The organism is Streptomyces sp. SID12488 (genome assembly GCF_010548275.1).
Lineage (GTDB): Bacteria > Actinomycetota > Actinomycetes > Streptomycetales > Streptomycetaceae > Streptomyces.
In genome coordinates this window covers 61313-73913 of the sequence record NZ_JAAGLT010000017.1, presented here as the reverse complement: position 1 = coordinate 73913, position 12601 = coordinate 61313, and the positions used below count along the sequence as shown (strand labels likewise).

Below are 12601 nucleotides of genomic sequence, written 5' to 3'. Positions count from 1 at the left end.
GGAGCAGCCGCGCGCTCCCCGGGGGTTTTCGCTGTCAGCGAGCACCTCGCGGAGCCCTCGCGTCAGACTCTGTACGTCCTGTACATTTTTGACGGAAGCCACCGAGGAGGCGCGCGCCATGAACGACAGCGACGACCCGTCAGCCCGCTACGTCCTGCCCGAGTTCACCGAACGCACCAGTGCCGGGAGCCGGACACTCGATCCGTACTCCAAGCTCCTGGAGGAGCGGATCGTCTTTCTCGGAACCCCGGTCGACGACATCTCGGCGAACGACGTGATGGCCCAGTTCATGCATCTCGAATACCTGGCGCCGGACCGCGACATCTCGCTCTACATCAACTCCCCCGGCGGCTCGTTCAGCGCGATGACGGCGATCTACGACACGATGCAGTACGTGACCTGCGAGGTGGAGACGATCTGCCTGGGGCAGGCGGCCTCCGCTGCGGCCGTACTGCTGGCCGCGGGCACGCCGGGCAAGCGCAGCGCGCTGCCGGGGGCCCGGGTCCTCATCCACCAGCCCTCGCTGTCCGAGCCGATCCATGGACAGGCCAGCGATCTCGCGATTCAGGCCCAGGAGTTGGGCCGGGTCCGTAACCTGCTGGAGGAACTGCTCGTACGGCACACCGGACAGAGCCCGGCGCAGGTCTCTGCGGACATCGAGCGCGACAAGATCCTCGATGCCCAGGCCGCCCTGGAATACGGCCTGGTGGACCGGATCGTGCCCAGCCGCAAGTCCTCGCCCCCCGCCCCCGGCACGAGGTGAGCCGCCGATGCTTCCGCCCGAACTGCCTCCGCTGCCCGCACTGACGCGCGCGGAGGGCGAGCTGATCGACCGTTACCTCGAAGTGGCCGATCTGCTCGGCCGTATCAACCCGGCGTACCACGGCGACACGTACCGCGGTCTGCGGGCCGCGCAGGCGCTGGTCGCCAAGGCGGTGGCGCTGCGGGACGCGCTGGAGTTGATGCATCAACGGGGTGAGGCCGAGGTGCACGCCCACACTCTGGCGCGTGCGCTGCGCGTCCTCGACGGGGAGCGCCGCACGGCGCGCGTCACCGTTCCGCGTGAGCCCGCCAGTTGACTCACCCGGTCGGCGGAGCCGTGCCCGGCGGGCCCTCGTGTCGCGGTGACCGACCGTCCGGAACGGGGCGGGAAGTGACCGCATGGCATCCCCTGTTTGGAGTAGTCGCGGCTCCCCCGAGCGTCCCGTTCGGCTTGCGCGACGCGCGTAGTTCGTAACCGAAACGAGACCGCTCAAGCCCTGGTCCGGGGGTGCGCGACCCCCTCGAAAGTCGCGCGGGGGTACGGGTGTCCACCCGAATGGGCCAGCGGTGAGTAACGCCACAAAGCCCCGATTCCATTGGGATTTTCCTACTTACATGAGCCAAGATCCCTTCCTGACGACAAGCCCCCGCCACAAGAGGCGGGGCGATCCGGGCGGACGCCGAGTCCTGCCGCCGCCTGGATGACCGGTCGACAGATGTGCATCGGCAGGAGTGGAGGACCCAGGCACGACGGGTCGCCGGAACGGTCACGCCATGACCGGGCCGAGCAGCCCTTGGGGTGAAGCCGCGTCAGCGGCCGGGCAACTTTGTCAGCCCGAATCCGACAGGTCATCCTTCACAGGCGGCTGACGAAGGGTTACGCATGTCTGCGCTCAATCGTGTCCCGTCGCTGATGAGCAGGGCCGGTACGGCTTCGGCTCTCACGCTCGCCGCCGTGGGCGGCAGCCTGGTGATCCCGGGCGTCGCGACCGACGCCGCGGCGATCACACCGCCGACGAAGGCACTCCAGATCGCGGCCTCCAAGAAGGGCTCCCCGTACAAGTACGGGGCCGCGGGACCGAAGAGGTTCGACTGCTCCGGTCTTACGCAGTATTCGTTCAAGAAGGCGGGCAAGTCCCTGCCGCGTACAGCGGCGGCCCAGTACAACAAGACCAAGCACATCGCCGCCAAGAGCCGTAAAAGCGGAGACCTGGTCTTCTTCCACTCGGGCTCGAACGTCTACCACGTGGGCATCTATGCCGGGAAGGGAAAGATCTGGCACTCCCCGAAGACCGGGGAAGTCGTGAAGCTCCAGAAGATCTGGACGAAGAGCGTCTGGTACGGCCGGGTCAGCTGACCTCCCCGGGGCGGGACGGCGGCTGTAGGCAGGCCGCCGTCCCGGCCCGGGACCCGTCACAGCGACAGAGGCGACAGCAGTGACAGAAGCGGCTCCAGCAGGAGCAGCGCACCGAGGCCCGTCAGCGCGGTGCCGGTGACCGCCTCGACGGCACGGGCAGCCCGCGGCCGACGCAGCCACCGGCCGAGCCGGTCCACCAGGAGCGCCACCGCCGGGAACCACACCAGGGCCAGCGCCACGATGATCAGCGCGAGCAGCAGCGTCCGGGGCAGCGCGGGACCGTCCGCCGGCACGAACTGCGGCAGCAGACTCAGGAACGTGATGGGCGCCTTGGGATTGAGCGCGTTGGTGACGAAGCCCTGCCGCCACGGACGTACGGCGGTCCGCGCCTCCTCGGCCGCCGCCACCCGGGGCCCGCGCAGCGACCACAGCGTCCGCGCCCCGAGGTACAGCACGTAGCCCCCGCCCAGCAGTTGCAGTGCGCGGAAGAGCGCGGGCACCCCCGTGAGTACGGCTCCGACACCGGCGACGGCCAGCGCGGTGTGCAGCAGCAGCCCACCGGTGACCCCCAGCGCGCACACGACCCCGGCCCGCCGGGAGACGAGTGCGTTGCGCACGACGACGGTGAAATCGGCGCCCGGCATGGCGACCATGCCCGCGGCGACCCCGGTGAAAGCGATGAGCTGTGCGTCCATGGCGTCCAGCGTGCCCGGAGGCAGCCTTCAGCAGGTATGTCGAATATCCTGGGTCTGCCTTAAGCAACCGTTAAGCCTCGGCCATGGCCTCCCGTCGGCCTCCCGTCTCTTCTGTACCTGGAGCAGCCGGATGTACGACCCCACCCGCCTCGCCGCCCTCGTGGCGGTCGCCGAGGCCGGGTCCATCACCCGCGCCGCCGAGCGCCTCGGCTACACACCGCCCGCGCTGTCGCAGCAACTCGCCAAACTGGAGCGGGAGACGGGCACCGCTCTGCTCGTACGGCATCACCGGGGCGCCCGGCTCACACCGGCGGGCGAGCTGCTGGTCGTGCGGGCCCGTCGAGTGCTGGACGAGCTGGACCGGGCCCGGCACGAACTCGCCGGGCTCACCGGCCTGTCGGGCGGCGCGCTGCGGTTGGGCACCTTCCAGACGGCCGGCATCCAGTTGCTGCCGCCGGTGCTGAGCGCGTTCCGCCGGGCCCATCCGGACGTGGAGCTGTCCGTCGCGGACTACGAACCGCTGGCCGGAGTGGCCGCTGTGGCTGCCGGGGAGGTCGATCTCGCGCTCACGCACACCTACGAACCGGCCGCTTCCGCGCCGTTGCCCGCGTCGGTCACCGCCGAGCCGGTCCTGGTCGAGGAGCTGGTCCTGGTGACCGCGCCCGGCCATGTGCTGGCCGGGGACCCGTCGCGGCTGCCACTGGCCGAGCTGGCGGGCCAGCCGCTGATCAGCATGGCGCCGGACCATCCGCCCCGCCAGGGCGTGGAGGCGGCCCTCGCCCGGGCCGGCGCCACCCCGTCGGTGCTGGTGGCGACGCCGGGGTACGCCCTGGTGTGCGCGCTGGTCAGCGCGGGGCTCGGGGTGGCGGTCGTACCGGAGATGGTCGCGCGGACGGCGGTCACACCGGTCGGGACCCGACTGCTGGAACCGGGCGACCTCCGCCGGACGATCTCGGTCGTCCGCCGCACCGGCGAGACCGCGCCCGCGGCCGACGCCTTCCGCGCCCTGCTTCGGGGCGCCTTCGGCCGGGCACACGCAAGCGGCAGCGGCAACCTGGCGTAGGCGGCGAACCGTTACGGCTCCTGCTGGCCGACCGCCGTCACGGGGGGCCCGACCGGGACCGTCGGGGCCGTCCAGGGAAGTTCGATCGACACCGTCTTGCCGCCCTCGCGGGTGGGGTGGACCCGCAGTCTGCCGCCCGACTCGGCGGTCAGCCAGCGGATGATGACCATCCCGCGGCCGTTGTCCTGCTGCACGGCGGCGGGCAGCCGTTTGGGGAAGCGCGGGTGACTGTCGGTCACTCCGATGCGCAGGTGTTCGTCACGGTCGAGGGCGACGTCCACCGTGAAGGTGGGTGACAACCCGAAGGTGTGCTGTACGGCGTTCGTCGCGAGTTCCGAGACGATCAGACGGATGCTGTCGGCGGCTTCGGTGTCACCCGGCAGGCCCCATTCCGCCAGCACGTTGGCCACATACGCGCGGGCGGCGGAGACCGAGGCGGGATCGCTCGGCAGAGTGACGGATGCTTCCAGGTGGTCTGCCATGGCGACGTCGTCCCTTTCCCACAGGACCGCGGCCCGACACGGAGCGGCTGGTTCGAGTACGGTCCCGGACTGGTGCTTCGCGCCAGACTGCCATTCCCGCGCCGGTCACGGGGTGCGATCCACCAAGATATGCATATATCTGTCGCTCGAAGCGGTGAACTCTGCGACCCCAGAGCGTATTTGGGCGGCTCATTAGGAGTAAGGAGTGGCCCATGCAGTACGGTCCCGCGGTGCGCCGCCGAAAACTGGGTGCCGAACTGCGCGTGCTGCGCGCCAGGGCCGGCCTCACGAGCGGTGAGGCGGCCCGTCTGGTGGGCTGGCACCAGTCGAAGGTGAGCCGGATCGAGACAGGCGCGAGCGGGGTGAAACCGGCGGACGTCCGGTTACTCCTGGACGCGTACGAGGTCCCGGACGGTGAGTCGCGCGAGCTGCTGCTCGTGCTGGCGGGCGGCGAGGACGGCGGTCAGCACGGCTGGTGGCACGCCTACCGCGGCGTACTGCCGCCCACCTACCGGGACTTCATCAGCCTGGAGTCGCAGGCCAGCGCGATGCGCACGCTGGAGACCTCGGTGGTGCCGGGGCTGCTGCAGACCCCGGCGTACGCCCGCGCGATGACCCGGGCGGCTGTGGACAGCCTGGAGGAGACGCGGCTCGACGCCCTGGTCGAGGTGCGGCTGGCCCGGCAGGACGTGCTGCGTTCGGATCCGCCGCTGGCGCTGAGCGCGGTCCTCGACGAGGCGGTGCTGCGCCGTGAAGTGGGCGGGCCAGAGGTGATGACGCGTCAGCTGGAACGCCTCGTGGAAGCGGCCCGGCTGCCCCAAGTGCAGCTCCAGATCCTGCCGTTCGCCGCGGGGGCGTACATCGGCATCACCGGCCCTTTCGTAATCTTCTCCTTTCCGAGCACTTCTGACTTGGATGTGGTTGTTCTCGACCAGATGATGAGTAGCCTCTACCTCGAACGGAAAGAAGACCTCCAGGCCTACAGCGAGGCCTTCAACACCCTTCAGATCCACGCCCTTTCGCCCGGGGATTCGTTGGATTTCATCGCCGGTCTGAATCACGGCGTGTAAGGAGGCACCAATGTCCGCACTGCCTCGGAACGTACTGTCCGTCGTCGAACCGCCCGGTGCGCAATGGGTGCGCAGCAGCTACAGCACCGGCGCGAACAACTGTGTGGAGACGGCCCGTCCGGACACCGGAGTCCGGGCCGGACTGCTCGCCGTACGCGACTCCAAGAACGCGGCGGGGCCCGCCCTGCTCTTCTCCCCCGAGAGCTGGGAGGGGTTCCTCACCGCGCTCCGGTGATCACCCCACGACGCACGGCCGCGGTTCGCCGACTCATGGTCGCGTGTCACTGATCACCCGCACCACGGATCCAAGGATCTACGGTCGGTTCTCGCCGATCACTCTTACCGCCCGCGCGATCTGTTCCTCGGTCAGGTCCGCGCGGGCGGTCAGCCGCAGCCGGGACACTCCGTCGGGCACGGACGGCGGGCGGAAGCAGCCCACGCCCACTCCCGCGGCCCGGCAGTCTGCCGCCCACCGCACGGCACCCTCCGGTGACGGCGCGCGCACGGAGACGACGGCCGCGTCCGGGCGTACCGCCGACAGCCCCTGAGCCGACAGCCGGGTGTGCAGCTCGCGCGCCACCGCACGCGCCCGTGCGGCCCGTTCGGGCTCGCGGCGCAGCAGCGTGAGGGCCGCGAGGGCCGCGCCGGCCGCCGCAGGAGCGAGGCCGGTGTCGAAGATGAACGTACGGGCCGCGTTGACGAGGTGCTCGATCACCGGAGCCGGACCCAGCACGGCACCCCCCTGGCTGCCGAGCGACTTGGACAGCGTGACGGTCACGACGACGTCCGGTGCGCCCGCCAGCCCGGCCGCGTAGGCCGACCCCTGCCCGCCCTCGCCCAGAACCCCCAGCCCGTGCGCGTCGTCGACCATCATCCCGGCGCCGAACTCCCGGCAGACGGCGGCGAGTTCGGTCAGCGGTGCCGCGTCCCCGTCGACCGAGAAGACGGTGTCGGACACGGCAACGGCGGGCCCGGTGTGCGTGCCGAGCGCCTTGCGAACAGCGTCCGGGTCGGCGTGCCCGACGACCTGGGTCGTGCCCCGGGCCAGGCGGCAGCCGTCGATCAGGGAGGCGTGGTTGCCCGCGTCCGAGACGACGAGGGAGCCGTGCGGTGCGAGCGCGGTGACCGCGGCGAGGTTGGCCGCGTAGCCGGAGGAGAAGACCAGGGCGGCCTCGAAACCGCAGAAACCGGCCAGTTCACGTTCGAGTTCCGCGTGCAGCTCGGTACTGCCGGTGACGAGCCGCGATCCGGTGGCCCCACCGCCCCAGCGCCGGGCGGCCCGGGCCGCACCCTCGGTGACCTCGGGGTGGCGGGCCAGGCCCAGATAGTCGTTGCTGGCGAGGTCGAGGAGCGGCGAGTCGGCGGGGCGGGGCCGCAGAGTCCGCACGAGTCCGGCGCGGCGGCGCGCTTCGGCCTGCTCGTCGATCCAGCCGAACGCCATGGTCGGTCCTCCCGGCAGCTACACGTTTGTAGGCAGTGGACAGACCCTAGCTGGACCCTCCGACACCCAGGATGTGGCAATACCCACACGTCGAAGCGCCTCTGTTGTACGAACCCTCCTTTCCCTCAGCCGGTCGGATACGTCAGGATCGGCTTCCATGGACCTGCTGACGACGCTGGTGGACAAGGGGCTGCGGCGCGAGCTGCCGACCCGCGAAGAGGCGCTGGCCGTGCTGGCCACCTCCGACGATGATCTCCTCGATGTGGTGGCCGCCGCCGGGAAGGTGCGCCGGCACTGGTTCGGACGGCGAGTGAAGCTCAACTATCTGGTCAACCTGAAGTCGGGTCTGTGCCCCGAGGACTGTTCCTACTGCTCCCAGCGCCTCGGCTCCACCACCGGCATCCTGAAGTACACCTGGCTCAAGCCGGACGAGGCCTCGAAGGCCGCGGCGGCCGGGCTGGCCGGGGGCGCCAAGCGGGTCTGCCTGGTGGCGTCCGGGCGCGGTCCGACGGACCGGGACGTGGACCGGGTGGCCGGCACGATCAAGGCGATCAAGGACCAGAATGAGGGCGTCGAGGTGTGTGCCTGCCTCGGGCTGCTCTCCGACGGTCAGGCCGAGCGGCTGCGCGAGGCGGGCGCGGACGCCTACAACCACAACCTCAACACTTCCGAGGCCACCTACGGCGGCATCACCACCACCCACACCTACGAGGACCGGGTCGACACCGTCCAGAAGGCGCACGCGGCCGGGCTGTCCGCCTGCTCGGGCCTGATCGCGGGCATGGGCGAGAGCGACGCGGACCTCGTCGACGTCGTCTTCTCCCTCCGCGACCTCGACCCCGACTCGGTTCCGGTCAACTTCCTCATCCCGGTCGAGGGCACCCCGCTGGCCAAGGAGTGGAACCTCACCCCGCAGCGCTGTCTCCGCATCCTCGCGATGGTCCGGTTCGTCTGCCCGGACGCGGAGGTACGTATCGCGGGCGGCCGTGAGGTCCATCTGCGCACGATGCAGCCGCTCGCCCTGAACCTGGCAAACTCGATCTTCCTCGGCGACTACCTCACCACCGAGGGCCAGGCCGGCCAGGCCGACCTCGACATGATCGCCGACGCCGGTTTCGAGATCGAGGGCACCGACCAGGTCACGCTGCCGGAACACCGGGCGGCCGGAGGCGGCTGCGGCGCGTCATCGGCAGCGTCGGGGACGTGCGGCACGGAGGCGGGCGCCTGCGCCTCGGACGCGGCGACGCCGGAACCGCGTACGGACCTGGTAACCGTACGACGCCGAGGTGCCGGAACGGACCTCGCGCCCAATGCCTGACCTGCCCCTGTCGGACCTGCTCGACCTGGACCGGCGCCACGTCTGGCATCCGTACGGGCCCATGCCGGGCCGGGTCGAACCGCTCGTCGTGGAGTCGGCGAGCGGGGTGCGGCTGCGGCTGGCGGACGAGGCGGGCGAGCTGGTCGACGGGATGTCGTCCTGGTGGTCGGCGATCCACGGCTACAACCACCCGGTGCTCAACGAGGCGGCACGCGATCAGCTCTCGCGGATGAGCCACGTCATGTTCGGCGGGCTCACCCACGAGCCCGCCGTACGGCTGGCGAAGCTCCTTGTCGACTTGTCGCCGGACGGGCTCGAGCACGTCTTCCTCGCCGACTCCGGATCGGTGTCGGTCGAGGTCGCCGTCAAGATGTGTCTGCAGTACTGGCGTTCTGTGGGCCGTCCGGCCAAGCAGCGCCTGCTGACCTGGCGCGGCGGCTACCACGGCGACACCTGGCAGCCGATGTCCGTGTGCGACCCCGAGGGCGGTATGCACGAGCTGTGGCAGGGCGTCCTGCCCCGCCAGGTCTTCGCGGACGCGCCGCCCACGGAGTTCGAGGAGTCCTACGCCGACCACCTGCGCTCCACGATCGAGCGGCACGCCGACGAACTGGCCGCCGTGATCGTCGAACCGGTGGTGCAGGGCGCGGGCGGGATGCGGTTCCACTCCCCCGCCTATCTGCGGGTGCTGCGCGAGGCGTGCGACGCGTACGGCGTGCTGCTCGTGTTCGACGAGATCGCGACCGGGTTCGGGCGCACGGGCGCGCTGTTCGCGGCGGAGCACGCGGCGGTGACGCCGGATGTGATGTGCGTGGGCAAGTCGCTGACCGGCGGATACATGACGATGGCGGCGACGCTGTGCACACCACGGGTGGCCGACGGCATCTCGCGCGGCGAGGTCCCGGTGCTCGCCCACGGCCCGACCTTCATGGGCAACCCCCTGGCGGCGGCCGTGGCCTGCGCCTCGATCGGGCTCCTGCTCGACCAGGACTGGCGGGCGGAGGTCAAACGGATCGAGGCCGGACTGCGGGACGGACTCGCCGGGGCGTCGGAACTCCCCGGGGTCCGGGACGTACGCGTACTGGGCGCGATCGGGGTGGTCCAGCTCGACCACGAGGTGGACATGGCGGCGGCCACGGCGGCGGCCGTGCGCGAGGGCGTGTGGCTGCGGCCGTTCCGCGACCTCGTCTACACCATGCCGCCGTACGTCACCGGCGACGTGGACGTGGCCCGGATCGCGCGCGCGGTGTGCGCGGCGGCACAGGAGGGATGAGCATGCCGATCCTGGTGATCACGGGGACGGGTACGGAGATCGGCAAGACGGTCACGACGGCCGCCGTCGCCGCCACGGCCCTCGCCGCGGGCCGCACGGTGGCCGTGCTCAAGCCCGCGCAGACGGGGGTACGTCCGGACGAGCGTGGCGACGCCGACGAGGTCGCGCGGCTCGCGGGTGCCGTACGGACCCTCGAACTCGCCCGCTATCCGGACCCGTTGGCCCCCGCTACGGCCGCCCGCCGGGCCTCGCTGCCACCGGTACGGCCGGCCGAGGTGGCGGAGGCTGCCGCGAAACTGGCCGCCGAGTACGACGTGGTCCTGGTGGAGGGCGCGGGCGGACTGCTCGTACGCTTCGACGACGACGGTGGCACCCTGGCGGACGCGGCCCAACTGCTCGACGCTCCGGTACTGGTTGTCGCGTCGGCGGGCCTGGGCACCCTCAACGCGACAGAACTGACGGCCCGTGAACTGACCCGCAGAGACATCCACTTGACGGGGATCGTCATCCGCAGCTGGCCGAACTCCCCGGACCTGGCGGCCCGCTGCAACCTGGCGGACCTGCCGGTGGTCGCCGGAGCACCTCTGGTAGGAGCGCTGCCCGCGGGGGCGGGGGCGCTGTCCCCGGCCAACTTCCGCACGAGAGCCGGACGTTGGCTGGCGCCCGCGCTGGGCGGAACTTGGGAGGCGTCAGAGTTCCGGGCACGAGAAACGCCCCTCTGTTAGGGGCGCGGGGAACTGCGCGACCAGCCCCCACCGGGCCCGCAGCAAACTCACAACCCCGTTTCCCCCAATAACCGCACCAGTTCAATCCGCGACCGAATCCCCAACCGCGAGAACACCCCCCGCAGATGATGATCGATCGTGCGCGGACTCAACGCCAGCCGAACAGCGATCTCCCGATTGGTCGCACCATCCGCCGCCATCCGCGCGACCATCAACTGCTGCGCCGTAAGCCGAGCAGTGAGATCCGCCGGCCTCGACGTGATGGTCACCGGCGCCCCCAAGGCCCGAAGCTCCGCCCGTGCCTGCGTCGCACAGTGCGGCGCACCGAACGTCTCGAACGCCTCCAGCGCGCTGTGCAGCCGGTCACGCGCCTCGGTCCGCTGGCGCAGCCGACGCAACGCGCTGCCGAACAGCAGCTCCGTACGGGCGCGTTCGAAGTCTCGCGTGCCGTGGCCGTGCAGGTCGAGGGCCATGCGGTAGTGATCGACCGCTTCGGCACCGGGGGCGAGCAGAGCGCGGCAGCGGGCGCTGAGCGCCAGGTCGTCGGGGCTGCGGACGGCGGTGGCCCAGCGGTCGTAGTCGGCGTGGGCGGCGCGCGCGACGCGGGTGTCACCGGTGCGGACGGCGGCCTCGACGTAGTGCGGGGTGGCCAGGTGCCGGATGGCCCGGTGGCCGTGACCGGGGCCGAATCCGGCGAGGGCGCGCAGCCGGGCGGCGGCGCTCTCGAAGCGGCCGGTGGAGAGGTCGAGGAAGGCGAGCGCCCACAGGGCGAGCGCGGCGGGCAGGCCCAGACCGTGGGCGCGGGCGTGGGTACGGGCGGCCTCGGCTCGTTCCCGGCAGACCTCGCCGTCGCCGGTCACCGCCGCGAACATGGCGAGGGCGGCCTGCAGATGACAGGCGCCGTTGTCCTGGCCGGTGGCGTACGCCTGCCAGAGTGCGTCGGCCGCGGCGGCCTCGGCGGCGCGTGGGCGTCCGGTCCAGAAGTCGGCGTAGGCCCGGAACTCCATGGCCTGCGGGACGGTCACCGTCTCGCCCCGGGCCCGGGCGGAGGCGGCGGCCCGTACGGTGGCGCGTTCGGCGCCGGAGTGGTCACCGAGGAGCAGTGCGGCGATGCCGGAGTGGATGAGCAGGGTGGGGTCGCCTCCGGGACCGCAGCGCCCGGCGGCGGCCTTGAGGAGGTTGCGGGCGTCCTCGTACCGTCCCTCGACGGCGGCGGCCAGTCCCGCGAGGGTGCCGGGCGGGATGACGCCGAGCCGTGCGGCCACGGTGGCCGCCTCCCGGCAGCGGCGGAGGTCGCCGGTGTAGACGGCGGCCTCGGTGGCACGTGCCAACAGGTGCACGGCGACGTCCAGAGCGGGGTTCGGGACACTGCGCGACGACTGTGAGTCCGGGTGCGGGTACCGGGTCGCGTACGGGTACGCATAGGGGTCGTCCGCTGTACCGAATCGTTCCGTCGGGCCGGAACGAGGCCCTTGATCCTCGGCGGAACGATTCAGCACGCTCGCCCCGATCCCTTCGTTCCCCTGCTCCAGCGCGGCCCGCGCGTGCCGGACCCCGGCCGTCAGCAGCGCGTCGAAGGCCTCGGTCGCGTTGCCCGACCGCAGGGCGAGCATGCCGCCCAGCGCACTCCCGTCCGAGGACGCCACCAGACCGCGGGCCCGGTCCCCGTCACCGCGGTGCCAGGCGTCGGCGGCGGCCCGGGAGAGCAGCCGGGACCGTTCGCGGGAGTCGGACGAGAGGGCGGCGGCGCGTTCGCCGAGGGATCCGGCCAGGAGGTGGTCGCCCACCTCACGGGCCCCGCGCGCGGCGGCGCCCAGCTCGGCGACGAGCCGTGCGCTGGGGCCGAGGGCGCCGGCGCCCCGGTGCCAGGAGCGCCGGGGCGACTCACCGTCGCCGTGCAGGACGCGGGCCAGCAGTCGGTGCATGTCGCGCCGGTCCGCCGAGGACCCGGACTCGTAGGCCGCGATGCGTGTCCACGCGTCGCGGAAGACGACTCCGCCTGCCGTCGCGTGGGCGATCCCGGCCGCCTCGGCGGCTTCGAGTGCCTCGGTGTCGAGGTGGGCGGCGGCGACCGCGCGCAGGAAGGCGTGGGTCTGCACCGGGTACTGGTCGGCCGCGGCGAGGAGCAGCAGCAGCCGGGTGTCGTCGGGCAGGGCACGGATCGCCCGGCGGTGCGCGCGCAGCAGTTCGGGGGCGAGCGCGGCGGGTTCCGCCGGGAGCGGGTCGAGTCCTGCCGCCTGCCGTTCGGTGAGGAGCGGTACGAGTTCGGCGGCGGCGCGCGGATCGCCGTACGCGGCACACAGCACGCGCACGCGGACGCCTTCGGGAAGTGGGGGGCCGAGCTGCTGCCACGCGTCCGTGAGCTCCGGTGGCGAAGTGCGCGGCTGAGGCGGGGGGTTCACCGAGGTCACCACA

General features: G+C 71.8%; 13 protein-coding genes and 1 riboswitch. Of the genes, 9 read left to right on the top strand and 4 right to left on the bottom strand.

Annotation, left to right across the window (positions count from 1 at the left end; translation table 11 throughout):
* The first annotated feature begins 118 nt into the window (after window positions 1–118).
* From G3I56_RS24665 to G3I56_RS24655, 3 genes are all read left to right on the top strand, one after another.
* Window positions 119–763 carry an ATP-dependent Clp protease proteolytic subunit gene (locus tag G3I56_RS24665; RefSeq protein ID WP_164412497.1) on the top strand — a complete coding sequence of 215 codons (645 nt, stop codon included), beginning with the start codon at window positions 119–121 and terminating at the stop codon, window positions 761–763.
* Window positions 764–770: 7 nt separating this feature from the next.
* Window positions 771–1079, top strand: a complete 309-nt coding sequence (locus G3I56_RS24660) for a hypothetical protein (protein WP_006374491.1) — start codon at window positions 771–773, stop codon at window positions 1077–1079.
* Window positions 1080–1462: 383 nt separating this feature from the next.
* Window positions 1463–1642, top strand: a riboswitch (cyclic di-AMP (ydaO/yuaA leader).
* 3 nt (window positions 1643–1645) lie between these two features.
* Entirely contained in the window at window positions 1646–2119 is a 474-nt protein-coding gene (locus tag G3I56_RS24655) for a C40 family peptidase (protein WP_164412494.1), read from the top strand.
* A gap of 56 nt (window positions 2120–2175) precedes the next feature.
* Here the strand turns inward: G3I56_RS24655 and G3I56_RS24650 are convergent, their stop codons facing one another.
* Window positions 2176–2814: a LysE family translocator gene (locus G3I56_RS24650; RefSeq protein WP_164412492.1), complete on the bottom strand. Its 639-nt coding sequence runs from the start codon at window positions 2812–2814 to the stop codon at window positions 2176–2178.
* A 130-nt stretch (window positions 2815–2944) separates the two neighbouring features.
* On the opposite strand from G3I56_RS24650, the gene G3I56_RS24645 reads away from it, so the two are divergent.
* Window positions 2945–3877, top strand: a complete 933-nt coding sequence (locus tag G3I56_RS24645; protein WP_164412490.1) for a LysR family transcriptional regulator — start codon at window positions 2945–2947, stop codon at window positions 3875–3877.
* An 11-nt stretch (window positions 3878–3888) separates the two neighbouring features.
* Here the strand turns inward: G3I56_RS24645 and G3I56_RS24640 are convergent, their stop codons facing one another.
* Complete coding sequence (locus G3I56_RS24640; RefSeq protein WP_164412488.1) at window positions 3889–4359, bottom strand: ATP-binding protein; 471 nt, start codon at window positions 4357–4359, stop codon at window positions 3889–3891.
* 212 nt (window positions 4360–4571) lie between these two features.
* Between G3I56_RS24640 and G3I56_RS24635 the strand changes: the two genes are divergently transcribed.
* Both G3I56_RS24635 and G3I56_RS24630 read left to right on the top strand, forming a co-directional pair.
* The gene (locus tag G3I56_RS24635) at window positions 4572–5429 is read left to right on the top strand and encodes a helix-turn-helix transcriptional regulator (RefSeq protein ID WP_164412486.1); all 858 of its coding nucleotides are present in this window, start codon (window positions 4572–4574) and stop codon (window positions 5427–5429) included.
* 10 nt (window positions 5430–5439) lie between these two features.
* On the top strand, window positions 5440–5664 hold the full coding sequence (locus tag G3I56_RS24630) for a DUF397 domain-containing protein (protein WP_164412484.1): 225 nt from the start codon (window positions 5440–5442) through the stop codon (window positions 5662–5664).
* A 78-nt stretch (window positions 5665–5742) separates the two neighbouring features.
* On the opposite strand, the gene G3I56_RS24625 is transcribed toward G3I56_RS24630, so the two are convergent.
* The gene (locus G3I56_RS24625; protein ID WP_164412483.1) at window positions 5743–6870 is read right to left on the bottom strand and encodes an 8-amino-7-oxononanoate synthase; all 1128 of its coding nucleotides are present in this window, start codon (window positions 6868–6870) and stop codon (window positions 5743–5745) included.
* Between the two features lie 157 nt (window positions 6871–7027).
* Between G3I56_RS24625 and bioB the strand changes: the two genes are divergently transcribed.
* From bioB to bioD, 3 genes are read left to right on the top strand one after another with little or no spacing between them, the layout of a single operon-like run.
* Entirely contained in the window at window positions 7028–8188 is a 1161-nt protein-coding gene (gene bioB, locus G3I56_RS24620) for a biotin synthase BioB (protein WP_164412481.1), read from the top strand.
* Window positions 8181–9461 (top strand): adenosylmethionine--8-amino-7-oxononanoate transaminase, encoded by a 1281-nt coding sequence (locus tag G3I56_RS24615; protein WP_164412479.1) that lies wholly within the window; start codon window positions 8181–8183, stop codon window positions 9459–9461. Before bioB ends, G3I56_RS24615 begins: the two co-directional genes overlap by 8 nt.
* 2 nt (window positions 9462–9463) lie before the next feature.
* Complete coding sequence (gene bioD, locus G3I56_RS24610) at window positions 9464–10186, top strand: dethiobiotin synthase (protein WP_164412648.1); 723 nt, start codon at window positions 9464–9466, stop codon at window positions 10184–10186.
* Between the two features lie 47 nt (window positions 10187–10233).
* Here the strand turns inward: bioD and G3I56_RS24605 are convergent, their stop codons facing one another.
* Window positions 10234–12600, bottom strand: a complete 2367-nt coding sequence (locus G3I56_RS24605; protein ID WP_164412477.1) for a LuxR family transcriptional regulator — start codon at window positions 12598–12600, stop codon at window positions 10234–10236.
* Window position 12601 lies beyond the last annotated feature (1 nt).

Coding starts and splice junctions, on each gene's coding strand:
- G3I56_RS24665 (WP_164412497.1), top strand. CDS start 119: ATGAACGACAGCGACGACCCGTCAGCCCGCTACGTCCTGCCCGAGTTC.
- G3I56_RS24660 (WP_006374491.1), top strand. CDS start 771: ATGCTTCCGCCCGAACTGCCTCCGCTGCCCGCACTGACGCGCGCGGAG.
- G3I56_RS24655 (WP_164412494.1), top strand. CDS start 1,646: ATGTCTGCGCTCAATCGTGTCCCGTCGCTGATGAGCAGGGCCGGTACG.
- G3I56_RS24650 (WP_164412492.1), bottom strand. CDS start 2,814: ATGGACGCACAGCTCATCGCTTTCACCGGGGTCGCCGCGGGCATGGTC.
- G3I56_RS24645 (WP_164412490.1), top strand. CDS start 2,945: ATGTACGACCCCACCCGCCTCGCCGCCCTCGTGGCGGTCGCCGAGGCC.
- G3I56_RS24640 (WP_164412488.1), bottom strand. CDS start 4,359: ATGGCAGACCACCTGGAAGCATCCGTCACTCTGCCGAGCGATCCCGCC.
- G3I56_RS24635 (WP_164412486.1), top strand. CDS start 4,572: ATGCAGTACGGTCCCGCGGTGCGCCGCCGAAAACTGGGTGCCGAACTG.
- G3I56_RS24630 (WP_164412484.1), top strand. CDS start 5,440: ATGTCCGCACTGCCTCGGAACGTACTGTCCGTCGTCGAACCGCCCGGT.
- G3I56_RS24625 (WP_164412483.1), bottom strand. CDS start 6,870: ATGGCGTTCGGCTGGATCGACGAGCAGGCCGAAGCGCGCCGCCGCGCC.
- bioB (WP_164412481.1), top strand. CDS start 7,028: ATGGACCTGCTGACGACGCTGGTGGACAAGGGGCTGCGGCGCGAGCTG.
- G3I56_RS24615 (WP_164412479.1), top strand. CDS start 8,181: ATGCCTGACCTGCCCCTGTCGGACCTGCTCGACCTGGACCGGCGCCAC.
- bioD (WP_164412648.1), top strand. CDS start 9,464: ATGCCGATCCTGGTGATCACGGGGACGGGTACGGAGATCGGCAAGACG.